Origin of the sequence: Trichocoleus sp. DQ-A2, assembly GCF_039961915.1 — a bacterium.
In the GTDB taxonomy this organism is placed as follows: Bacteria; Cyanobacteriota; Cyanobacteriia; order Cyanobacteriales; family FACHB-T130; genus FACHB-T130.
In genome coordinates this window covers 36,859-58,938 of sequence record NZ_JAMPKD010000032.1, presented here as the reverse complement: position 1 = coordinate 58,938, position 22,080 = coordinate 36,859, and the positions used below count along the sequence as shown (strand labels likewise).

The window sequence follows — 22,080 nt, the reverse complement described above, 5'->3', positions numbered from 1 at the left end:
TAATCCCGGTACTGGAACCTGGACAAGTGGTGATTATGGACAATGCTACCTTTCACAAGGGCGGGCGGATTGAGCAGTTGATTCGAGCGGCTGGTGCTCAACTTTGGTATTTATAGCGTTACGCAAATACGTTAGGACATTGTTTGAAAGCAGCATCAACACAATCGCGAACGCTATCAAACTCATCCCAGCGTTGCCGCATCCAATTTTTCAGCACACTCCACCAATGCTCGATCTTGTTCAAGTCTGGAGAATAGGGAGGCAGATACCAGATTTCACACCCGGCTTCTGTGACAATTTCCTCAATCGTCTGAGAATGGTGGAAACTAGCATTATCAATGACAATCACATCCCCTGGGTGCAATTGCGGGACCAGACACTCTCCTAACCACTGCTCAAACAAGTCCCGATTACAGGAGCCGACAAAGGTCATCGGTGCAAATAACTTTCCGAGTTTGAGTGCGGCAATCCAACTGACTCGCCCAGTGCGTTTGCCACACTTGAGGGCATAGAAGCGTTTTCCCCTCTGGCAGTAGCCATAGGGATAGTCATCTCGGTTATCGATGCCTGCTTCATCCACGTATACGACTTGAGGATAGGGGATACGCTTCAATCGGGCTTGAAAGGCTTGACGCTTGGACTCATCCGGTTCTCGATACCCATATGTTTTTTTTTACGGGTCAAACCAATCTTTTTTAGGGCATGGCTGATGTTTTGCTGCGTCACTTTATCGCCCCACAGCTTCGCCATCTGCGCCTGGGTCTTGCCTCCATACTGTTGAGCAAACGCTCGAAAGCGTTCCCAATCAGTAATTTTATGGCGACAGCCTTTTTGAAAGTGGGTGATGGCTTGACAATCCCCCGTTTGTGCTTCCCGCTTCAGCCATAGGTCTAGGCTATTACGACTGATGTTAAACATCTTCGCTACGTTTGTTTTGCGTTCTCCTCGTTTAACCGCTTCGATTGCTTTTTGGCGCAGGTCATAGGTGTAGGGAGCAGGCATGGTGACTCCTGAGTCCTCTTCTCTCCCTAGAATAACGTCCTAACGCATCTGTGTAATGCTATACCACCTTACTCCCCCGACCTCAACAAAATTGAGAACTGCTGGTCTTGGCTCAAGAGCCGCATCCGCAAACAACTCGACCAGTTTAATTGTTTGCGAGATGCAATCGAGCATGTCTTATGCTTGTCGTCCTAATTACCTTGGCGATTGCTATACTTACCAGCATGACGATTGAGTAGTTATGACAGATATAAGAAACCCTCCCTAGTTTGGGAGGGTAATTATTACTGAGTTGTAGGTTCTAGTTGCTACTTACCTGCTAATTCTCTTGTTAGCCTTAACTCTGTCTTCAGTGATTCAATCTCAGATTTTAAGGCTTCATTCTCTGCCTTCAAGCGTTCTACTTCGCTTAGTTCTTTCTGTTGTTCTTTGTGGCGCTCATGAGCCTGTCTGATGACCTGTTTACGGGTATCTATGCTCATATATTTCTGATATGTATCAGTATGCACCTGTACTGTATGTCCCATGTTATTTGTCATCTCCTTAACAGGGATTCCCAACACATGACCTCTGATAGCGTAAGCATGGCGTAATGTGTGAGGAGTGAAGGGGATTTTAAGGTTTTTGAATCTACGGCAAACTAAAGAAGTCCTATCGTCTAAATTACTTATTGAACAAGGCATTTTTACATTTTTCAGGTTAAATTCTTCTACCCATTCGGGATGCAATGGAAACACTACACGATTACCAGTCTTCAGTCCTTCGGTAAGCGATTCATCCAAAGTAATTACATTGTCAGTGTTAGCGGGGTCTAAGAACTTAGGGATATCAATTGCCCATACCTCATGCGGTCTCAAACCATAAGTGGCGAGTATACCATAGAGCCAGCGCCATGACTCCCATTGAGAACCTGGACAGTATTTTGATGGTTGAAATGTTAATCGGTATTGTTTAACTTCCTCATCCGTTGGCGGCTTTTTATCTTTAGGCTTGTAACCACTCTTTAGACCTTTGAAGTTATAGTCAAAACCAATGGTGTTGCAGAAGATAGATAACGCGCTTACAAGGCTTAACCGTTTATGATCACCAGTTTCTGTAGCTTGAACAAGTTGGTCAATTAACTCACCTGATAATGGCTTATCAGTTGGTAAAGCTTTAAGTTGTTTTAACCATTTTTTGAAAGTAGTTTCACTCTGCCTGCCACGCTTCTTTACAAGGAAGTATTTAACCTTAAACTCCTCAATTAATTCACCAATAGTCTTAGGTGTTTCAGTTGTTTTTGATTCTGTTTTTTTCGCTATCTCAGAATCAAACCACTGCCAGGTAAATGTTTTGTGTAGTAAGTGGTGTCCAATCTGCCTAGCGTACTTATCAGCTAGAGTTAACCCATCAACAGACCATGAACAGTTAGCACCTAATTTGTATTGTTTAGTAGACCTTCCAGCAACAGTAGGCTTATCACCATCTCTCAGAGGTGCTGAGAACTGTAGAGCAATGGTGTTACCCACTCTGACTAACTGAACCTTTACGCCATCAGTTTTGAGGTTGACCTTAGTGGTTTGGAGTCTTTCTAGCAGCTTCTTTTGTAGGTGTTCCGTGCGAAGTGCTTCTTTCTTCCTATGGGCTGGATAGCTAAGGTCTTTTCTCAGGCTATCGGGGATCTCTAAATCCCCCATTAGTTCATCTGTACTAACGCTGGATTCCTTATGCAGTTTGGTCTTTGGCATTTATTACTTATTGCTTAGGTTTAACTTGAGAATGTGGCGCTTTTGGGTGCTGTGGCGATCCGCTCGTCTTGCCCTATCCCTTGGTGGTACTCACTATTCAAAGTTAAACTCCAGAAATAAAGATGTCAACCGGGGGTTCACAAATGCCCGGTCTGCATTACTATCCTTGGCGACGCGATGATGTCCCAAGCGACTATCGACAGCAGTGGGATGCATTTGAAAGTCAATACTTGGCGCTACTGCGATCGCGTGCAGATGAAGCAACGAAGGCAGGAATTAGTACCGAATTCACCCAAAGCCTTGGCAGTCGGGGTGAAAACATCTGTGACTTAGCCCAAACTTGGGGTGCCGATCTCATCGTAATGGGGCGTCGGGGTCGTTCTGCAATTGGTGAGTTAGTTCTCGGTAGCGTCAGCAATTACGTCCTCCATCATGCCCCCTGCTCGGTTCTGGTTGTCCATCGTTGAGTTTGTAAATAACACGGTTTGGTTGTTTTAGAGGAACGAGGGCAAGACGAGCAACAGCGATCGCAGCATTGCTATTTACTTGTCATACCCCTGTCACATTGCCGACTTATGCTTGTTTTTAAGAAGCATGGTGAAAACCCTTCTCACACCCATCAGTTAGACGATGCCCTTTCAGCGGAAGAGATGAAAGGGCATTTTTTTTACTAAGCGATCGCGCAAGTGAATGTCACTCATTTGAGCTACCTCAAATAAGGTTCGCTCAAAAAAGCGACTGGAAACCCACCTTGAACAATCGCTATACATAAATCTATCTACCACTCAAGAACTGCTTACTCATCAGTGAGATTCTGCCTTCTTTATAGAAGGCTTTTTTGTGAAATTGCGATTCATCCCAATGAGCGTAGGGACACGGCATTGCCATTGGGACATGGCAATGCATCTGGATTCATCTTGGCATCTCGTAGCGGCGAGGCATTGGGTAATAATTCCTCCCCGACTAAAAAATTGGCTGAGTTTGTCAGTTCATCTGAAAATGCCCCGGAAACAGCTCAATTTGTAAAGCATAGTGGTAAGAAATCACTGAAATACTTATCTTTTTCGCACAATGATGAGTAAGACACACTGCCGTAGGAATCGGTAAAACCAGAAGCCGGGAAGCGATCGCTGTAAAACCATGCCAAATCAAGGAGGCGGACATGGCATCCCGTTATGGATTGGTTGATAGGAGTCAATTAAACTGGCTCATTCTTTATCGTCTAGGGATGATCGCCTGTGCGCCACTCGCTGCCGAGTTGATTGGCAGTGCATTTAATATCTGGTACAACCTGACCCAGATTCAATTGCTGCTGACTCCCGCGCAGAATAGAGTCTTTGTCAATACTCTGTTGATTTACAACGTTGTCGTCTACCCAGTCGCTCTGTTCCTCTGGGTGCAGCTCGTGCTGTCGCTACAGCGACCTTTACAACAGATCCTGCACCAGCAAACCATGAGAGCCGAGCATCTGATTAAAGCCAGACAACGAGCGATTAATCTGCCGTGGTGGGGAATGCTTATAGCCGGAATCGGTTGGCTATTGTGCATTCCCGCATTTCTACTCCCCCTGCATTATGCTCCGGGAACGCTCGACCGGCGCGTATTCTTGCACCTGTCGATTTCGGTGATTGTTGCAGCACTGATTGCGGTTCCTCAAGGTTTTTTTATTCTTGAGCTGTTCACCCAGCGACTGTTGTACCCGTTGCTGTTTCAAGAAGCTCACCCGGCGGAAACACCGGGGGCTTTCCCCCTCTCGCTTCGGCAACGAGGACTCGTGTGGGCAATATCTGCTGGGGTATGTCCGATTGCTTCGCTATTACTTTTAAGCTTGACCGCTAGTTCATCCGCAACGCCCGATCCCTGGTTTACCATCGCCGTCGGGGTGTTGGGTATGGTCTTCGGGTTTAGCAGTGCTTTGATGGTCGGTCAATTAGTCGTTGAACCCGTAGAGGAGCTACAACAGGCGGCTCGGATGGTAGCATCTGGGAACCTTAATATCCACATTAAATTGCTGCGAGCCGATGAATTTGGCCCTTTAATTGATGATTTTAACGACATGATTGAGGAGTTGCGAGACAAACAACGCTTGCAAGAAACCTTTGGTCGTCATGTCGGTCAAACCGCTGCCCAACAGATTCTCCAGCGCGATCCCAGCTTGGGCGGCGTCGAGCAGGAATTAACAATTATGTTTGCCGATATCCGCAACTTTACAGCCCGGAGTGCGGTTTCCTCTCCCCAGCAAGTCGTGGCGATGCTGAACTTGTTCCTGACTGAAATGGTAAAAATTGTTGAGCAGGAACATGGGGGAATGGTAAACAAATTCTTAGGGGATGGCTTTATGGCGCTGTTTGGCGTCGGAGATGATCCCCACAATCATGCTACCAAGGCTGTTGCAGCGGCTCAAAAAATGCTCGCCAGCCTGCAATCGATTAATAGCGACTTAGCAAAACAGGGACAAGCTCCTTTAGCAATGGGAATTGGCATTCATACGGGATCTGTGGTGTTAGGCAGTATCGGCTCACCCCAGCGATTGGAGTACACTGCGATCGGAGATCCGGTGAACGTCGCCTCGCGGATCGAATCTTTGACCAAAGAACTTGGAACACCGTTGCTGCTGAGTGCGGCGACTCATCAGCAATTACCCTCGACGATTTCGACTCAAGAATTGCCTCCCCAGCAGGTAAAGGGGCAACCCCACCCGATTATTGTGTATTGCCTAAAGGAATAGTCGGTATTCATGGCGGCAATTCTCATTTGGGTGCAGTACGGTTGAACCCCACCCCTGCCCCTCCCCGTAAACGAGGAGGGGTTGAATATTCTCCCCTCTCCGTGGAGGTCGAGGGGTTGGGGTGAGGTTCCGAAATTTATTGCGCTGGTGCGCTCTGTTGGGTAACGGCACCGGAAAAAACTACGATTTTACAAGGGTTTCAGGAGTTGTATCCGTGAATTATGCCTCCATGCATTAGCTGTTTAATCGGCTAGTTCGTGGTACGGTTTTAGATCCGTTGATGTCTCAAGAGTTTTATACTCCTCCAAATGCATCCACCCAGCCTAAACCCCAAACACTTTCAGGAATTAGCCTTAGACAGCGGTATTGACCGCGATCTGGCTTTGCTCAACTTCATCTCATTGGAAGGAGACGCCTTTTATGAGTATTTGTTGATCTCCAATCGCATTCCCCGGACGAATACTGGGATGGTGAGCAGTTGGTGGCTGCATCGCTATGCTCATGGGGCGAAAGGAGGCTGGTGGTGTTCGGGACTCGATCCCCTTAACGATTGGCGGTTGATGGAGTGGGGGTGTTATAAGCCGAACCATCCCAGACCAGATAAAAAGGGTAAACTCATCAAGTACGAGCATCCGCCCTGCACGCCGACACGGATTTTTTGTCTGAGAGTGCCGCTTCATATCTGGCAGCAGACGGCATCGCGCTACGGCGTCCCCATGCCAGAGAAGATTGCGATCGCTCAAAACGGAGAAGCGCTGGGATTTTGGCAGTGGGTGCTAGAGATGAAAATTCCGACGATCCTTTGCGAGGGAGCAAAAAAAGCAGCGGCTTTGTTAACCCAAGGATATGCTGCGATCGCTTTACCGGGCATTACTAGCGGCTACCGCGTCACCAAAGACTTTCAAGGCAATGTTCTTAGCCGACAATTAATTCCAGACCTTCTGGCGTTCACGCGACTCAAACGCACTTTTTTTATCTGCTTTGACTACGAAACTCAACCCAAGACCATCAAAGCAGTCAATCAAGCGCAAACTCAACTGGGCGAACTGTTAGAGGAACAAAAGTGCCCGGTCAAAATTATCCGGCTTCCCGGATTACAAAAAGGCGTTGATGATTTTATAGTCGCCCAAGGCGCTGCCGCCTTCCAGACAGTCTATGAAGCCAGCCTCAACTTAGAAACTGACCTGGCTAAAAGCAAACCCCACACCGAGTTAACCTATTCCCCCGCACTCACCCTCAACCGGCGCTACCTGGAAAAATTGCCTTTTCCCACCTCTGGATTAGTCGGAATCAAGTCTGCGAAAGGAACCGGGAAAACCACTGCGCTGGTATCGCTGATCCAACAAGCGAAAAATAGAGGCGATCGCGTCCTGCTACTCACCCATAGAATCCAGCTAGGGCAGTTCTTGTGCGAAAAAATTGGAGTGAACTGGATTAATCACCGCACACTCGAAAAACGGGATAAAAACCCGGATAACTTATTACCCATTGCCCCATCTTTAGGACTCTGTATTGATTCCATTTGGAAGCTGAACCCAGAACATTGGCAAGGCGCGATCGTGATTCTGGATGAAGTTGAGCAATCCTTATGGCATCTCCTCAACAGCGACACTTGTAAAGACAAGCGAATCAAGATACTAAGAGTCTTCCAGCAGCTAATTTCCACCGTCCTGCAAACTGGTGGTTTGGTTATCGCCCAAGATGCTGACTTATCAGACCTTTCCTTAGACTACCTGAAGGGACTCGCAGGAATTAAAATTGAGCCGTGGGTTGTATTAAATGAGTGGAAGCCTGATGGCTGGGATGTCACCTTTCACAACACCCCAAACCCAACCCTGCTAATACAACAGTTGGAACTCGATCTGATAGCCGGACGGAAGTGTTATGTCACAACCGATAGTCGTTCCGGTCGTTACAGTTCAGAAACCATCGATCGCTACATCAAACAACGTCTAGAACAGTTCCTTCGACAATACCCCAAGACCTTAGTCGTCAGTTCTCAAACAACCAGCACTCCTGGTCATGAGGCGGTCAATTTTGTTGAAAGCATCAACCAAAAAGCCTTAGACTATGACGCAGTTTTTGTGACTCCTAGCCTAGGTACGGGAGTCAGCATTGACGTGGAACATTTCGACCGGGTTTATGGAATTTTTCAAGGCGTAATCCCAGACTCGGAAGCACGACAAGCATTAGCCAGAGTTCGTCAGAGCGTGCCGCGAATTGTTTGGTGTGCCAAACGAGGCATTGGCATGATTGGCAGTGGTAGTAAGAATTATCGGGTACTGTCTCACTGGTACCAGGAAAATCAGAAAGAAAACCTAGCTTTGATGAGTCCGCTTCATCCAGTTGATGTTGATTTGCCTTTAGTTTATGACTTAATTCACCTCAGAAGTTGGGCAAAATTTGCAGCCAGAGTAAATGCTTCGATTACTCTGTACCGTCAATCGATGTTAGAAGGATTAATCGCTGAAGGACATCAGGTAAATGTCATGAGCGATGCTCCCCCTTACGAGCGTCTCAGAGAGCTACGGATGGCGCTTTTAGCAGCAGCTCCTCGCGATTGGGAAACTTCTAAGAAGCTGGTTCGAGAAATTGTTAAAATTCAACAAGAATTTGAAGTGCGCCGCAAAAAGACTAAATCTATCAAGCATCAAATTGTCAAAATTCGGAATCAAATTGAATTACAAGCAGCGAGTGCAGTTGCGAATTCTCCAGACATTGAGCGCAGAGAATATGAGCGTCTGTTAACCAAGCGTTCTTTGACAGATGAGGAGCGAAATCAAGTGCAGAAATACATCTTGAAACAGCGCTATGGGGTAGAAGTGACTCCTCAATTAAAGTTACGGGACGATCGGGGATATTATTCACAGTTGTTGGTTCATTACTATTTGACTCACGAAAGCGAGTATTTTCAACTACAAGATCAACAAGAATGGCATCAGCAGTTGGAAAGAGGCGAGGGTAAAGTTTTCCTGCCAGATTTGAATACTTACACTTTGAAAATAGAGGCACTTAGAGCATTAGGAGTGCTGCAATTTATCCATCCGGAGCGTGAATTCAAAGAAACTGATTTAGACTTAGTTGAACTCAAAGCGACTGCACTCCGGTGTAGCAAACACATTAAACGTGCTATCGGAATCAGCATTCCGATGGAAACCGAAAAAGAGCGCCTAAGTTGCATAAAAGTGCTTAGCAAGGTTTTGAATTTACTCGGCTTAAAGCTAAGGTCATTTAAAAGAAAAGAAAATGGATATAAAAATCAAATAAAAGTTTATAGAATTGACTCAAAAACTCTTGATGATGGCAGGAACGAAATCTTTGAAGCGTGGCGTTACAGGGAAGGCTTGATAGAGGAGAGTGTTTCCAACCAGAGAGTTTTCACCCTGAAATCTGAAAGATGTACTACCCCATGCAAACCAACGCTATTTCATTCCCAGCGATAAACGGATGAACGGGGAGCAACACCGATGCAACAACCAGCAATTTTAAGAGTTTTTGTATTTAAAGTTACAAATTTAGTTCATACAGAATTCAGCCTTAAGTGCAAGTAAGACATTCTATAGGGATGAAGCTGTAAGTTAAAGGCTGCCCTTAAATGTAAAACAGGGAACAAACGACGGGGAATATTACCTGTAGGGAATTCCAACCACTAGACACAGCGATCGCAATCGGGTCAATAGCCAAACCCGGCTTTAGCTGAGCAAGCTCCCTAAGCAGTCTTTCTTTACGCTGCTAGGTGCTTAGGCTTACTTAGGCTAGCGCAGGGATGAGTGCGATTGTTTCACAAAGCCGTTTGCGCGATCGCATTTACATACATCTAACCAGAATTTAGAAATAGGCACGTATGACAATAAGCATAATTGTTCATGGTGGAGCAAAAACCATTACAGAGGGCAAGGTTGAAGCCAATCATGCAGGCTGCTTGGCAGCAGTAGAAGCAGGTTGGACAGTGCTTCGCAGTGGAGGCAGTGCTGGAGAAGCCGTTGAGGCAGCCATCCGTGTTCTCGAAACTGACCAGACGTTTAACGCCGGATTTGGTGCAACTCTCAACAGTGAAGGAGAGGTAGAGCTAGACGCGGCGATGATGGAGGGCGATCGATTGGGTTGGGGAGCGGTAGCAGCAGTTCAAGGAGTGCGTCATCCAATCTCGGTGGCACACAAGATTATGGATGAAAAAGCCCGGTTCCTAGTAGCGCGGAGCGGCGAACGCTTCGCTGCTGAACACGAGATGGAGATGTGTGCAAAAGAAGACCTGATCAGTGAGGAGCAGCGACAGGAGTGGGAAGAGGAGCAAGAAGTTATCGATCGCCCCAACACCGTCGGTTGTGTAGCTCTAGATGCTAGCGGCACCATAGTTGCCGGAACCTCAACTGGGGGCACTACAGGTCAGCCACAAGGTCGTGTTGGCGACACAGCCCTGGTTGGTTGCGGCTTATACGCTGATAACCACTTGGGCGGTTGCTCAACGACGGGTGATGGCGAGTCAATTATCCCAGTGGTTCTTGCCAAGACAGCGATTGATTTTTTGGCTGGAGACACCCATCCAGAGGAAGCCGCACAGAAGGCGATTGACACTCTTGTCTCTAAGGTTGAAGGAGAGGCTGGCTGCATCCTGATAGACCGTCAGGGACGTATTGGGTGGTCGTACAACTCGTCTGACATGGCGGTAGCTTATATGACCGCAGAAATGGACAAACCAGTGGCGTTTATCAAGAAAGAAGAAGAAAACAACTCAAAAGTAGCATCCTTTGAGCCACATACAGAACAGATGCAGACGACTCACTCACCAGCCGCATAATCGAGTTGGCTACCCATTTAAGACGGGATGGAACCCCACCCCAACCTTTGTGAGATGCTAGCAGTTCAGATACCCGACTTCTTGGAGAAGTCGGGTATCTCGTATTCAGTTCAGCTCAGATTGAGGCGGTGATGCAAGTAGCTAGAAAAGCTCAAATTGCTGAATGATAACAATTCATTCATTCTCTAAGCAAAAGTTGTGTGGGCATTTTATCAGCTTTGCTTATCTTCCCATTTCTCCTGAAGTGAATACTCCCTAGGAAGATGATAGAAAAATTGGTTTATTGAGAGAATACTGATTGTTTGCTGTGCAGCTTGCTTTTACTTCATAGGGGTAATTTTTTATGAACTCAACATACGACTTTCAATACTTTCAGGGGAATTCTCTTTCCGATCTGTTTGCTCAAGACATCACAGATGGGCGGTATGCATTTATCCTAAATTACCCGGCGACTGCGACTTGGGCTGCTTACCCTAACAATAAAAAATACTATATTCAAGACGGTAGTAGTGAAGCCACCAAAACTTCCTTCGATAAAATTTGCCAGAAGGAACCTTGGAAAAATCTAGCGGTGTTAGGCGATCTCCTTCCAGGAGTTATCATCAGTTCGCCAGAAGACGCGCTGATTAACTATTGGCGGGAACATTTTGGTTTCAGCTACAAAAACATAGAGAGGATAGACTGCTCAACTTATCTGGATGAACTCAGCCAGATAGATACTCCGGAAGAATCTCAAAGCGATCGCTTTGACAAACTCATCACTCTATTTCCCTTCGATCATCTCAAACCAGAAAAACACGCTGTTCATCCGGATACTCACTACCGCTTGCTTAGCAAAGTAGCGCTAGCCGATCTGGGGATACAATGTCCAAAATATAAAACCTACAATCTGCACCAAATTAGCCTGGAAGACATTCAGCTACCACAATTCCCATACTTGATTAAAACCTCCCACGGACTCTCAGGCGAAGGTACTTATATTATCAAAAGCGCCAGCGAGTTAAACTACTGCTTGCATGAATTAAGGAAATACCTAGAGATTAAGTTCGTGGATACGATTATTGTTTCGGAATTTGTCAAGAATGAAGTGCAGAACTACTGCGTGCAGTTCTATGTCAGCAAGACAGGAGAGATTACGCTGATTGGCACTACAACCCAACTTGTCACTCCAGAAGGCAATTATTTAGGAGGACTCATTCACTACCGAGAAACCGACATGAGCAAGTTCTTTGAGATGATTGCTGCGGTTGGTAAGTATGCTCATCAACAAGGGTATTTCGGCGTGATTGGCTTTGATGTATTGGAAGATAAAGACGGACAACTCTATGCAATCGATGCCAATTTTCGAGTGAATGGATCGACTCCACTCTGCTTACAGCGTCATACTTTGCTGGGACTGGGAAAAGAAGTCGCTAAGTATTCTAGCGATTATCGGATGGATGGGACATTAGAGTCCATTCTTGCCACGTTGAAACCAGAATTGGAGCGTAAAGATTTTACGATATTGTCAGCTTTGGAGAAGGTTAAATACGGGAAAATCTACACCGAAATTTACGGAATTGTTGCTGGAGAAACGACCGAAGAAATGCAACAGATCGAGCAGAGTTTACAACATAAAGGATTACACATACTCAGTTAGAGGTTACTGGAGAGCTGATTTAAATACCGGGTATTAACTGTTGAATCTTTGTCAATAGTTATACTCTATGTATTCAGAACCCCGACTTCTTAGAGAAGTCGGGGTTCTGACGTTCACGAATCAGTAGGACTGCTTCATATATAAGGGCTGCCTAGTAGCAATAATGACTGTTCTCAATACTGACTCGCTCAAACTTCTACGTTTCAGCTTCATTTTTATTCGATTTTGCTGATTGCAATACTATCCAACCAGCACTAGCGATTAAGGCACTAATCACTAAAAAGCCAATATCATAAGCTAACGTATGCGAACCCGGTCTGACATGATGAATGCCTAAAATCTGATGATCGATAACTCCTTCAATAAGATTGAACGCTCCAAATCCTAGTAATAGTGAACCAATAAAGGTTGGTGCTGACAAAGAATGACTTTGTTTTGCGGCTCGCCAAAACAGAAAAAGCCCAATTAATGTTAATAGCCAATCAAACAGATGAAACAACCCATCGCCAAGAGTATTTAGTTCCAAACCGGCAACGGTAGCATCAGTTTTAACACTGGAAAACATATGATGCCATTGTAATAATTGATGAATGACAATCCCATCAAAAAATCCAGCCTGACTCATTCCTAACACAATACCAGCCACAATCAGAGGGCGGCGATCGCGCTGATGGACGGAAGAATTTCCTTGGCTACTCGCCTGGGATGTAGTTTGGTTTGAAGTCATGGCAATACCTCTGTAACAACCTCAGCGCGTACAGCACTCGCAACGAAAACGAATTCTTGAGTGCGGTTCGTTATTGACGATGGGGAGAAGAATTTGACTCCCAGAAAATAAACGGAAGCGGAAACAGACCTATCTTCGGGATTAGGCTGCTTCAATTGTTCCGCTTCCTCTCAGAAATTACATCTAACTCCTAGAGGATTGACGATTGTTTTTTGGTATACAAGCTGGGCTAATTCCCTGGCGTTGAGCAGCGATCGCATTTTAGGCTATTGGCAAAATCCACACTAGAAAGTATTCGGTTGCGTCCTCCGCTGCTGAAGTCAGCTTGTTAGCCTAGAGAAGCGACAAATCGCCAGCATCTTTACTGAAAATTAGAACCACCAATAATTGTTGAAGTTGGTTTTAATCAGGTAAAAATAGCACTCTTCGGATCTTTCAAGAAAGAACCAAGAAAGAACGGAATTTTATCAGCAGGACTTGAGACCTGATTTTTGTCATGGCTGTACTCACAACATCTATTCAGAACACTCATCCGATTACAGAACTCTATGTGTTTGGCGACAGTCTCTCGGATGCGGGGACGGTGTTCCGAGCGACAGGAGGAATGTATCCACCCAACCCACCTTACTTTCAGGGGCGTTACTCAAATGGTCGGGTTTGGGTTGAATATCTTGCCCTTTGCCTGCATCTCGGCTCGAATCAAACCAAAAATTTTGCTTACGGAGGAGCAACTTCTGGAAATGATCGCAACAGTTTTGTCCCTGGTTTGCTAGCTCAGGTGCAATCGTTTATCCAAACACATCAACCGCTGAATTCAGAGGCACTGTATGTGTTATGGGCGGGGGGAAATGATTATTTACAGGGAGTCAGCAACGCTACAATTCCTGTTGAAAATATCACTAAAGCGATCGCTTCTCTGGCTAATAAGGGTGCTAAAAAGCTCCTAGTGGTAAACTTGCCCGATTTGGGACAGTTACCCACGACCCGAACCAGTGCAAATGCTGCCCGACTCAGTGCATTAACCCAAGCTCATAATCAAGGTTTGAGGCGATCGCTTAAGGTAGCTCAGCAGCATTCTGACCTTCAGATTGCCACTCTCGATGCCAATCGACTGTATCGAGAAGCGATCGCGAATCCGGCAGCGTTTGGCTTTACTAATGTCCTCAATGCCTGTTTGGCTGGCGCTGGGACTTCTGGCAGTCCAGACCAGTTTTTGTTCTGGGATGGCATTCATCCAACAACAGCGACTCATCGCATTTTAGGGGAAACTGCCTTTGCCGCCATTCAAGAAGCAGGGATGCTCAATTCTCCTTCGGTGCTGTTTGGGTAAACCACTCCATTGAAGCTTGAGCGATCGCGCCTGGAACCGTATGGGGACCATTGAACTCGTGGTACTGCACGTCATAGCTTGCCCGTTGTAACTGCGGCACAATCCGGCGACTGCATCGCTCAATCGGCAACACCGTGTCCCCCTTCCCGTGAGAAATGAATACCTGCGGCTTCCCTTCCTGTCCGGCAGGAGCCATGAATCCCGGTGAGAAGGCAATGATGTGGCTAAACAAGTCGCCATTGGTAATGCCAACCGAGAGAGCGTAGGAAGCCCCATCCGAGAAACCTGCGATCGCTACCTGATTTGGCGCGATCGCGTAACGGCTGAAGGTTTGTGCCAGCGCCCGGTCAATAAAAGTAATATCGGCACCGTACCCACTCCGAATCACGTCCCAAGTTTGTCGGCGCGAGTCTACTGCCAACAAAATTGTCTGGAAGGGATCTGCCAGATGGCGGACGATATTCAGCGCCCCCTCTGAATCGCCTCCTGCCCCATGCAACATCAACACCAGTGGCGCGGGTTGGTCTGCCCGATAGGTTTTGGGTACATAGACGAAACCATCCCGCTGTCCGTCCAGTCCTAGGGGATGCAATCCGGGAGTTGCGGTTGCTGTGGGGCGAGTTGGACGGGATAATAATCGTCCTTCTGTGGCGGAAGAATCAGCTTGCTTTGAACTTTCCATTGTCAATAAATTCTGTTGCAAACAACTAGAGAGTTGAGAGATCGCGAACGGTAAGATCGTGCCTGCTACCCCAAGCCGGAGTAGTTGTCGCCGTGTCCAATAAGCAGGAAAGCTTTTGTATTGCCTCATAGCGATCGCGCAGCGTCCCCGGCTCGTTAGTCATCAGAGAGAGCCATACCTTCACGCTAGGATTTTTAACGGTTTCCTGCCTTAATCTTTGGGAAGATTCAGACTGATTTAATCGCTGGGTTTTATCAGCCTGTTAACTCTAGAAAAGGATAAAACCGTTATTAATTGGAACGTCGATCCAATCAGAAGTATATAGAGCGTTAAATTCTGTAAAACATCAAGATACAGATGTATTCAGAGGAGCTATGTGCGTTTGGGAGCGATCGTCTGGTGAGAAAAAATATAGTTTCGCTACTGGCTGTGTTGGTGGGGCTTTCCTATGCATGGCTCGGGATCTTCACGTCTCTGAACTCTTATTTTTTCAACTATCGTGCAATGACCATTCCTGGCTGGTTTAGGTTAGGGGCAACTATCGCTCTTGGGCTATATCTTCTGGGTGTCTATACGACGGCTCTGGCGTTTCAACAGATTTCAACCCGAAAATCGGCAATTGAGCCATCGTTTTTGGTGTTGGGTTGCATCATCGGTTTGCTGGTTGGCAGTTTACCCTTTTTCCTGAATTTCCTAACTCCAATCCCGTACCTGCTTTATTCTCCATATATTATTTTGCCTATTTCACTTTTGCTATCTTTTTTAGGAATTCGGATTGCTTGTAGATATGAACGAAGTAAATCTAATTCCACGCTAAGAGTTTTATTGTTTAGAGCCTTAATTCCGTGCGCGATCGCCTTAACCTTAATCTGGCTTCACAACGGCAGTTTCCCCAGTGTCAAAGCTCCTGCTGAAGTTCGGCAGGAATGGGCGTACATACAATTTGGGGATTACAAGGAAGTGGTGAACTCAATCAAAACTTGTCAGCCCATTCTAGAACGAGTAGGCAGCGTGAAAGTTGTGGCACCGACCCAAGGCAGAAACTATATTATTTCCGATCCAGGGAGTTCCGGTCATCAGGGGGAATTGACTTTAGAAGTAATCGGAGACAAAGGTGTAGGTGTCGCTAACTTTAACTTCCACATCGTTACTTCAGTTTCACAGGTTCGATTTACCAATCGGGGGAAAACAGAAACAATCGTCTGTCGAAGGTAGGGGAAAATCTGATTTTTTCTGCCCCAACTCGATCGTCCCTGCAAAAGCGATCGCCTCTGCAAAGTTGCTTCATCGACAGATGCCCAAGCGAGTGGCATAACCATTGATTCAACTGTTAATTAGCTGTAGAAAACCGCCTATGGCGTAGTTATGTCGCACCCGGCCAAACACGCATCGCGCTTGCAAAGAGGATTAAAAATTAGAGCGACGTTTAGACTGATTTAGAAAATCCTTTAAGGTAAACCAGAGAGATAAACTTCCTAACATTATCAAACTAGCTCCGAGCGGATAGACGTACCAACGATTATCCTGCTCAACTTTTAGAGACTTAGCTTTTGAATCTTGGACAAATGTATTGATCTGGGAGGTTTTGTTCTCTGTAAAACTAAAACCGTTATTCATTGGAAAGTAGAGTTTCCCGTCAGATGTTTGCAAGACAAGCTGAGTTGATTTTCCATGTTTCTGAACGTTTGCTTTCTCTAATCGATCGAGTGGGAAGGGAGTCACGGTTTCCCCTCGCAAACTCGACACCACGAGTTTACACATACCTAACGATTGGCGACGTTCGCATTCTAAGGTTGCCAGTTGAGGATTCAGCAAAAACATTCCACCCCGGATAACCATAAAAACGCCTAGAACCGTTATCCAGAAGGTTTCTTTCAGATGTACGGAAACGCCCTGAAGTTCAAATGAGGTATATCGCCGCCCTGCTTTTTTGGAATCTTTGTCAGTTCCCATGCTTGTCCTCTCCTGTCGGGCATTGAACAAGATAAGTGCCACTTAGATGAGATACAAGCCCATGTATCCTGACTCCGGTTAGCTCGATAAAACCGCCTATGCCGTAGTTATCTGGCACCCGACCAAAAACGCGATCGCAATAACTTCCGGTTGATGAAGATAGTTAACCCAACGGAGCAAGTAAACTCAAGAGGCAGTTAAGGTTAAGCGCATACAGTTACAGACTGTTCGCGCATTTGCTTGATTTGATGTCATCACTGAAGGAGACTACGATGACTTCGACCACCCTAAAGCCTAATTTAACCGTTCCCGGCCCCCGTCCAGTCCCCATTCTCGGACGTGCTGCCCATGTTTATCGCTTCGCGTCCGACTCAATCGGATATACCCGCGACCTTTTCCAAACCTATGGCTCAGTTGTCTCCCTGACTTATGGTGGGGGCACAAATCTTTATTCACCGCTCCCCAATTGTCCTGGTACTGTATTTGTCTATGGCCCGGAACTCGTGCGCCAAGTAACGACCCAGCACGAGATTTATTATAAGCATCCCTTATCCGGAAAATTGTACCGCAGGCGGGAAGCCTCGGCGCGGACAGAACCCCTGAAGCACTTTGCTGTGGGACTCTTTGGCATCAATAGCGATCGCCATCGGCAAGCTCGTCAACTTCTCATGCCCGCCTTTCACAAACAGCGCATCGAGTCCTACCGCAACGATATCGTTACCATCACCCAATCGGTACTCGATCAAATCCGGGTTGGGGAAAAAAGTGACATTGACCAGATTATGCGGCTGCTGACAATGCGAGTGGCGACCAAAACGCTGTTTGGTGCTGATGTTGGCGAGATGGGTGGCATTACCGGGAAACTTTTTCAGGATACTGTAGGTTTGCTGGGAACGCCCATGATGGCACTATTCCCTGTGGACTTACCAGGATTGCCCTACCATCGCTTTCTGAATCTAATCGCCCAACTTGACGACGAGATGCGATCGCTGATTGCAACTAAAAGGGCAAAGGGCACTGACGATGGAGATGTGCTGTCGATGCTGATCCAAGCTCGTGACGCCGAAACTGGCCTCGCTCTGAGCGATGATGAATTGCTGGGACATACTGGCGTCTTCTTTTTAGCCGGACACGAAACCAGTTCCAATGCACTTACCTGGACGCTGTTCCTCCTCTCGCAACATCCGCAAATTTTTGCCGATCTCCTCGACGAACTCGAAAGCGTGCTGCATGGTGAAGCGCCGACAGTCGAGCAATTGCAACAATTGCCGTTATTAGAGCGAGTTATCAAAGAGAGTATGCGTGTATTGCCGCCAGTCCCCTGGAATGGGCGCGTCACCGCGCAACCGACTGAACTCGGTGGTTATGCCTTGCCTTCGGGAACGGAGGTATTTGTCAGTATTTACCAGACTCACCAGATGCCCGAACTCTATCCAGAACCGGCGGTTTTTAATCCGCACCGTTGGGAAGGATTTGAACCCACTATTTTTGAATACAATCCCTTCAGTGCTGGGCCTCGGATGTGCATCGGTGCAGCCTTTGCCATGATGGAAATCAAAATCGTGCTGGCAATGCTTTTACAACGCTACCGCCTGCAATGCATTCCCCATCTGAAGGTTGACCGTTTTGGGGTGATTGTCATGGCACCGAAATATGGGATGCCAACGATCGTCCATCAGCAAGATCGTCAGTTTAGCCAGGGAGTGGGTGGCGTGCGCGGTAACGTGCGAGAGATGGTGAAATTGCCTGAATAATCCGGTACGAGTAGGGGCGACGCATTCGGACAAAAAATCTTGGGCGATAGACACTCGGAACCCCACCCCTGCCCCTCCCCGTTCACGGGGAGGGGTTCAATATTTCCCCTCTCCGTTCACGGAGAGGGGTTAGGGGTGAGGTTCCGGACTGCATCCAATAAAGAATTGCGGCTATTTGAGATGGCACGGGTCATTTGCTCTCTCGGTGCTGTTTCCTCTGAAGTTCCCCGGAAGTGGGAAAATGAGACAAATGGCGCTTAGTGACAAAATTGCAAGGAAAGAGGGAAATGCTAAAACGGATTGCCGCACTACTACTGGTGGTATTAAGCGTAAGCTTGCAAAGTTGCACTGTCGCCAGTGCTACCAGTGGCTTAAAAAGCTATGTAGATAGCACCGACGGTTATCAGTTCCTATATCCCAACGGCTGGCTTCCAGTCGAGGTGAAAGGTGGAGCCGATGTAGTGTTCCACGATATCATTGAGCCTTCTGAAAATGTGTCAGTCGTCATTAACCCGGTTGGGGCAGAGAAAAGCCTCGCTGAGTTGGGGACACCGACGGAAGTGGGATACAAACTATCAAAAAGCGCGATCGCACCCCCAGGATCGGGACGCGAGGCAGAATTAGTGAACGCTGAAAAGCTGGAATCTAACTCTAAGACTTATTACATACTGGAATACACCGTCAAACTTCCCAATCAGCAACGCCATAATCTTGCCTCTATCGCCGTCAGTCGCGGTAAACTTGTCACCTTCAACGCTTCTACCACAGAAAAACGCTGGGAAAAGTTGAAGCCATTGTTACAGCAAGTCGTTAGTTCATTTTCCGTCTATTGATAGCGATCGGCTGATGGCTAATGGCTCATAAAAGTGATGAGAGTGATAAGAGTTGAGGCAAAAAGAGAATTATTTAATTCAAAACTCAACACTTAAAACTTGTTGACAATTAGCAATTCGCCACTGACAACAGAACGATGACCCTTCCCACTTTAGTCTTAGCCTCCGCTTCTCCAGCTCGCCGTCGCCTGTTGCAAAGTGCCGGAATCGAGCCGGTGGTTTGCCCTAGTGATTTTGATGAGTCCCAAGTCTCAACTAGCGTTGCATCCGAATTGGTGCAAACTCTGGCGTTGCGGAAAGCGGAAACGGTTGCGAATCAATTTCCAGATGCTTTGATATTGGGATGCGATTCGGTGTTGCTGGTTAACGGTGAGATTCATGGGAAACCAGCAGATGCAGCACAAGCGATCGCCCGTTGGCAAAAAATGCGCTCCCAAATCGGCGAACTCTATACGGGTCATGCTTTAATTGACCAGCAGCAAGACAAAACTGTGGTACGCTGCGGCATCACAAAAGTTTATTTTGCCGATGCTAGCGATCGCCAGATTGAAGCCTACGTCGCCACTGGCGAACCCCTTAAATGTGCTGGCTGCTTTGCCCTGGAAGGCAGAGGGGGACTATTTGTAGACAAACTGGAAGGTTGCCATACGAATGTCATTGGTCTGAGCTTGTCACTACTTCGCCAGATGTTCGGTGAACTGGGATACGATGTCACCGATTTTTGGCAAAGATGAAGGATGAAAGAAGTTTGTTGTCCATTGCTACTAGCAAATAACAACTGATAATTGATTTGTGCCTTTTTCTTAAATTGCTCCGGAATTTGTTAAGGTTCCTAGATTTTTGATTGAGGCAAAGGATCTGTGTGTCTAATATTGGCTAATGCAAAGCTTTTGGAGGGCTTTTGTTCATGGGAGTAAGTAACGAGTTTAAAGCACAACTCAAGGCTGGCAAAATTTTTGAGGCGCTCACCTTGGCACTCAGCGAAGCCATCGAGTTAGAAATCACCACCTGGGTTTCATCGGCTGACTCAGACGCCTCGCCTGGGGTGAGGACAGACCAATCTTTATCCGGTCAACCTTTACCCGGTCACTGTATGCGAACCCGCATCAATATTGTGGATGGTGATATAGAAAATGAAGTCGGCAGCGAATTTCTAAATAGCGGCCCCTACAACGAACTGCGGGAATTTCACCTCCAGCAAGTTCACGAAGGTCGGGAAATTATTCAGGAAAACCTGGCAAACTTGCAACAGCTGTTTACAGTTTTAACGAACACGCTGTCTGAGATACCAGGATCGCGATCGCGTTCAAATCCACAGCAAGTTTTACCTCCTATCGATTCAGATAATCCTTAAGAGTCAGAACACTTGAGAGCCAAAATAAATGCAAGTCAAAGGTTAAGCTTCTCTTCAGGACTGAGTTTTGAGTGTTGAGTATACCCCAGACTTAAAAATAGGGGCTTGAAATCAGGACGCTTTATTCCTTGGGGCTACATCAACTTGAAACAAACTGCGCCTCTAATTTCCGTTTTGAAAAGCCTTGTACCCTAGTTACTTTAAACCTCAGTCCTCAGTCCTCAAACCTCAGTCCTCAAACCTCAGTCCTCAGTCCTCAAACCTCAGTCCTCAGTCCTCAAACCTCAGTCCTCTTTCTATTGACAACTCACAATTGGCTGGAAATTTGGTTATGGCGACAAGCGATAAATTCAAACAACAACTCAAAGCTGGCAAAATTGTTGAGGCACTTTCTACGGCACTCAGTGAGACGATTGAGTTAGAAATCACCACATGGGTTAGCTCTGCCGACGTAGATGACAGGACAAGCGAAGAACAGCCTCAACCAGGTTCTCGGATGCAGACTCGGATTAATATCGTTGAGGGCGACATCACCAACGAGATTGGCGATCGCTTTCTCAACAGTGGCCCCTATAGCGAACTGCGACAATTCCATCTAGAGCAAGTTCAGCAAAGCCGCGTGATTATCAACGACAATCTCAAGAGTTTGCAAAAGTTATTTGGGATGTTGCTAAGAGTCGGCTACCAGAATCCTAAAGCTGCCCCGATTCCTCCAGACAAGTCTAGAGTTGATCCTCGCCTACCACCAGACGAAACCGCAGCTTCTATCGTGACGATTGAGCCTGAAGTGTCGCTTGTTGAGGGGTCGCCAACAGATGCGATCGCATTTGACCCCCGCGTAGAGATTGACACCGTTCCTGCCATTGCACCCACACCATCCGTCACCCCCGATTTCCTGCCCCCAGCGACCCCAGAAACCCCTGTAGAGCCAGCCGTGAGTGCCCAGGGGGAAGAAACCGTCATCCAGGAACCACCGTTTCAGCCAGGGTGGACGCCGGAATTCGGCTCGGCGCTTCCCCCGGATTTCCTGCCCCCAGCGACCCCAGAAACCCCTGTAGAGCCAGCCGTGAGTGCCCAAGGATGGGAAGAAGCCGTTATCCAGGAACCGCCATTTGAGCCAGGGTGGACGCCGGAATTCGGCTCGGCGGTAAACTGGGGAACCGAGGAGGAGTGGGAAGAAGTGGAAGTCGAGGAGGAACCGACACCCCGCTTCTCAGCGGGGTTTGCGCCTGTTGAAGATGAGGACTGGAATGACAATGACGATGGCTGGGAAGAAGATGAGGAGCCGTCAACGACGCCTGATCCCAGCAATCCTAGCGGCATTTCAGATCCCATAGCGGTTTTGTTTGGAGACACTCCCGTGGAGCCGTCCCAGCCTTCTCCACCGATGTCAGATACGCGATCGCCCGTCAACATTGAAGAGGCTTTATTTTCACAAACACCGCCTTCACAAACACCGCCAAAGCCGTTTGATGAGTTTGATGAATTTGAAGAAGATGAAGACGAATTTGACAATCCATCGCCTCCGCCACCCTCCAAATAATCATTAAAAC

General features: G+C 47.0%; 20 protein-coding genes and 1 pseudogene. 14 read left to right on the top strand and 7 right to left on the bottom strand.

The genetic code is table 11. The features are described 5' to 3' along the window. Positions 1 to 118: 118 nt before the first annotated feature. A protein-coding gene (locus tag NC997_RS24360) for an IS630 family transposase (RefSeq protein WP_199306048.1) occupies positions 119 to 1,002 on the bottom strand; the annotation gives its coding sequence in 2 pieces (ribosomal slippage) (positions 119 to 673 and positions 676 to 1,002; 882 coding nt in all). Between the two features lie 60 nt (positions 1,003 to 1,062). Between NC997_RS24360 and NC997_RS24355 the strand changes: the two are divergent. Next, a pseudogene (locus tag NC997_RS24355) lies at positions 1,063 to 1,197 on the top strand (transposase); the annotation flags it as partial. 113 nt (positions 1,198 to 1,310) lie between these two features. Here NC997_RS24355 and NC997_RS24350 read toward each other — a convergent pair. After that, on the bottom strand, positions 1,311 to 2,729 hold the full coding sequence (locus tag NC997_RS24350) for a hypothetical protein (protein WP_190525112.1): 1,419 nt from the start codon (positions 2,727 to 2,729) through the stop codon (positions 1,311 to 1,313). 143 nt (positions 2,730 to 2,872) lie between these two features. Here NC997_RS24350 and NC997_RS24345 point away from each other — a divergent pair, with 143 nt between their 5' ends. Next, positions 2,873 to 3,196 carry a universal stress protein gene (locus NC997_RS24345; protein ID WP_242031257.1) on the top strand — a complete coding sequence of 108 codons (324 nt, stop codon included), beginning with the start codon at positions 2,873 to 2,875 and terminating at the stop codon, positions 3,194 to 3,196. A 517-nt stretch (positions 3,197 to 3,713) separates the two neighbouring features. On the opposite strand, the gene NC997_RS24340 is transcribed toward NC997_RS24345, so the two are convergent. After that, positions 3,714 to 3,893, bottom strand: coding sequence for a hypothetical protein (locus tag NC997_RS24340; RefSeq protein ID WP_190414544.1), 180 nt, complete (start codon positions 3,891 to 3,893; stop codon positions 3,714 to 3,716). Here NC997_RS24340 and NC997_RS24335 point away from each other — a divergent pair. From NC997_RS24335 to NC997_RS24320, 4 genes are all read left to right on the top strand, one after another. Continuing rightward, positions 3,892 to 5,457 carry an adenylate/guanylate cyclase domain-containing protein gene (locus NC997_RS24335; protein ID WP_242031256.1) on the top strand — a complete coding sequence of 522 codons (1,566 nt, stop codon included), beginning with the start codon at positions 3,892 to 3,894 and terminating at the stop codon, positions 5,455 to 5,457. The two genes, NC997_RS24340 and NC997_RS24335, sit on opposite strands and share 2 nt — an antisense overlap. A gap of 308 nt (positions 5,458 to 5,765) precedes the next feature. Then, positions 5,766 to 8,900: a plasmid replication protein, CyRepA1 family gene (locus NC997_RS24330; protein ID WP_190525108.1), complete on the top strand. Its 3,135-nt coding sequence runs from the start codon at positions 5,766 to 5,768 to the stop codon at positions 8,898 to 8,900. 401 nt (positions 8,901 to 9,301) lie between these two features. Beyond that, the gene (locus NC997_RS24325) at positions 9,302 to 10,255 is read left to right on the top strand and encodes an isoaspartyl peptidase/L-asparaginase family protein (RefSeq protein WP_190525106.1); all 954 of its coding nucleotides are present in this window, start codon (positions 9,302 to 9,304) and stop codon (positions 10,253 to 10,255) included. Between the two features lie 343 nt (positions 10,256 to 10,598). Next, positions 10,599 to 11,894, top strand: a complete 1,296-nt coding sequence (locus NC997_RS24320) for an ATP-grasp domain-containing protein (protein ID WP_190525104.1) — start codon at positions 10,599 to 10,601, stop codon at positions 11,892 to 11,894. 196 nt (positions 11,895 to 12,090) lie between these two features. Here NC997_RS24320 and NC997_RS24315 read toward each other — a convergent pair whose 3' ends face one another. After that, on the bottom strand, positions 12,091 to 12,621 hold the full coding sequence (locus tag NC997_RS24315; protein WP_190433939.1) for a DUF2243 domain-containing protein: 531 nt from the start codon (positions 12,619 to 12,621) through the stop codon (positions 12,091 to 12,093). A 496-nt stretch (positions 12,622 to 13,117) separates the two neighbouring features. Between NC997_RS24315 and NC997_RS24310 the strand changes: the two genes are divergently transcribed. Further along, positions 13,118 to 13,951 (top strand): SGNH/GDSL hydrolase family protein, encoded by an 834-nt coding sequence (locus tag NC997_RS24310; protein WP_190525101.1) that lies wholly within the window; start codon positions 13,118 to 13,120, stop codon positions 13,949 to 13,951. Here NC997_RS24310 and NC997_RS24305 read toward each other — a convergent pair. Together NC997_RS24305 and NC997_RS24300 are read right to left on the bottom strand one after the other, a co-directional pair. Further along, positions 13,923 to 14,633 (bottom strand): alpha/beta hydrolase-fold protein, encoded by a 711-nt coding sequence (locus NC997_RS24305; RefSeq protein WP_190525099.1) that lies wholly within the window; start codon positions 14,631 to 14,633, stop codon positions 13,923 to 13,925. The two genes, NC997_RS24310 and NC997_RS24305, sit on opposite strands and share 29 nt — an antisense overlap. A 25-nt stretch (positions 14,634 to 14,658) precedes the next feature. Further along, positions 14,659 to 14,796, bottom strand: a complete 138-nt coding sequence (locus NC997_RS24300; RefSeq protein WP_190428724.1) for a hypothetical protein — start codon at positions 14,794 to 14,796, stop codon at positions 14,659 to 14,661. Positions 14,797 to 15,137: 341 nt separating this feature from the next. Between NC997_RS24300 and NC997_RS24295 the strand changes: the two genes are divergently transcribed. Beyond that, on the top strand, positions 15,138 to 15,848 hold the full coding sequence (locus NC997_RS24295) for a hypothetical protein (protein ID WP_190986017.1): 711 nt from the start codon (positions 15,138 to 15,140) through the stop codon (positions 15,846 to 15,848). Positions 15,849 to 16,040: 192 nt separating this feature from the next. Here the strand turns inward: NC997_RS24295 and NC997_RS24290 are convergent, their stop codons facing one another. Further along, positions 16,041 to 16,586: a hypothetical protein gene (locus NC997_RS24290; protein ID WP_190525095.1), complete on the bottom strand. Its 546-nt coding sequence runs from the start codon at positions 16,584 to 16,586 to the stop codon at positions 16,041 to 16,043. Positions 16,587 to 16,858: 272 nt separating this feature from the next. Here NC997_RS24290 and NC997_RS24285 point away from each other — a divergent pair, with 272 nt between their 5' ends. From NC997_RS24285 to NC997_RS24260, 6 genes are all read left to right on the top strand, one after another. Then, positions 16,859 to 18,340, top strand: coding sequence for a cytochrome P450 (locus NC997_RS24285; protein ID WP_190525093.1), 1,482 nt, complete (start codon positions 16,859 to 16,861; stop codon positions 18,338 to 18,340). Between the two features lie 135 nt (positions 18,341 to 18,475). Beyond that, positions 18,476 to 18,601: a hypothetical protein gene (locus NC997_RS24280; protein ID WP_277881992.1), complete on the top strand. Its 126-nt coding sequence runs from the start codon at positions 18,476 to 18,478 to the stop codon at positions 18,599 to 18,601. A gap of 26 nt (positions 18,602 to 18,627) precedes the next feature. Continuing rightward, positions 18,628 to 19,173 (top strand): photosystem II reaction center PsbP, encoded by a 546-nt coding sequence (gene psbP / locus NC997_RS24275; protein ID WP_190525091.1) that lies wholly within the window; start codon positions 18,628 to 18,630, stop codon positions 19,171 to 19,173. Positions 19,174 to 19,310: 137 nt separating this feature from the next. Continuing rightward, positions 19,311 to 19,907 (top strand): nucleoside triphosphate pyrophosphatase, encoded by a 597-nt coding sequence (locus NC997_RS24270; RefSeq protein WP_190525089.1) that lies wholly within the window; start codon positions 19,311 to 19,313, stop codon positions 19,905 to 19,907. Positions 19,908 to 20,080: 173 nt separating this feature from the next. Next, entirely contained in the window at positions 20,081 to 20,527 is a 447-nt protein-coding gene (locus NC997_RS24265; protein WP_190430728.1) for a hypothetical protein, read from the top strand. Between the two features lie 184 nt (positions 20,528 to 20,711). Beyond that, positions 20,712 to 22,070, top strand: a complete 1,359-nt coding sequence (locus NC997_RS24260; RefSeq protein WP_190525087.1) for a hypothetical protein — start codon at positions 20,712 to 20,714, stop codon at positions 22,068 to 22,070. The last annotated feature ends 10 nt before the right edge of the window (positions 22,071 to 22,080 follow it).

Excerpts from the sequence above, each read along its gene's own strand:
- NC997_RS24335 (WP_242031256.1), top strand. The coding sequence starts at position 3,892 with ATGGCATCCCGTTATGGATTGGTTGATAGGAGTCAATTAAACTGGCTC.
- NC997_RS24295 (WP_190986017.1), top strand. The coding sequence starts at position 15,138 with ATGACCATTCCTGGCTGGTTTAGGTTAGGGGCAACTATCGCTCTTGGG.
- NC997_RS24330 (WP_190525108.1), top strand. The coding sequence starts at position 5,766 with ATGCATCCACCCAGCCTAAACCCCAAACACTTTCAGGAATTAGCCTTA.
- psbP (WP_190525091.1), top strand. The coding sequence starts at position 18,628 with ATGCTAAAACGGATTGCCGCACTACTACTGGTGGTATTAAGCGTAAGC.
- NC997_RS24290 (WP_190525095.1), bottom strand. The coding sequence starts at position 16,586 with ATGGGAACTGACAAAGATTCCAAAAAAGCAGGGCGGCGATATACCTCA.
- NC997_RS24315 (WP_190433939.1), bottom strand. The coding sequence starts at position 12,621 with ATGACTTCAAACCAAACTACATCCCAGGCGAGTAGCCAAGGAAATTCT.
- NC997_RS24325 (WP_190525106.1), top strand. The coding sequence starts at position 9,302 with ATGACAATAAGCATAATTGTTCATGGTGGAGCAAAAACCATTACAGAG.
- NC997_RS24310 (WP_190525101.1), top strand. The coding sequence starts at position 13,118 with ATGGCTGTACTCACAACATCTATTCAGAACACTCATCCGATTACAGAA.
- NC997_RS24305 (WP_190525099.1), bottom strand. The coding sequence starts at position 14,633 with ATGGAAAGTTCAAAGCAAGCTGATTCTTCCGCCACAGAAGGACGATTA.
- NC997_RS24285 (WP_190525093.1), top strand. The coding sequence starts at position 16,859 with ATGACTTCGACCACCCTAAAGCCTAATTTAACCGTTCCCGGCCCCCGT.
- NC997_RS24320 (WP_190525104.1), top strand. The coding sequence starts at position 10,599 with ATGAACTCAACATACGACTTTCAATACTTTCAGGGGAATTCTCTTTCC.
- NC997_RS24300 (WP_190428724.1), bottom strand. The coding sequence starts at position 14,796 with ATGACTAACGAGCCGGGGACGCTGCGCGATCGCTATGAGGCAATACAA.
- NC997_RS24340 (WP_190414544.1), bottom strand. The coding sequence starts at position 3,893 with ATGTCCGCCTCCTTGATTTGGCATGGTTTTACAGCGATCGCTTCCCGG.
- NC997_RS24345 (WP_242031257.1), top strand. The coding sequence starts at position 2,873 with ATGCCCGGTCTGCATTACTATCCTTGGCGACGCGATGATGTCCCAAGC.
- NC997_RS24265 (WP_190430728.1), top strand. The coding sequence starts at position 20,081 with ATGGGAGTAAGTAACGAGTTTAAAGCACAACTCAAGGCTGGCAAAATT.
- NC997_RS24270 (WP_190525089.1), top strand. The coding sequence starts at position 19,311 with ATGACCCTTCCCACTTTAGTCTTAGCCTCCGCTTCTCCAGCTCGCCGT.
- NC997_RS24350 (WP_190525112.1), bottom strand. The coding sequence starts at position 2,729 with ATGCCAAAGACCAAACTGCATAAGGAATCCAGCGTTAGTACAGATGAA.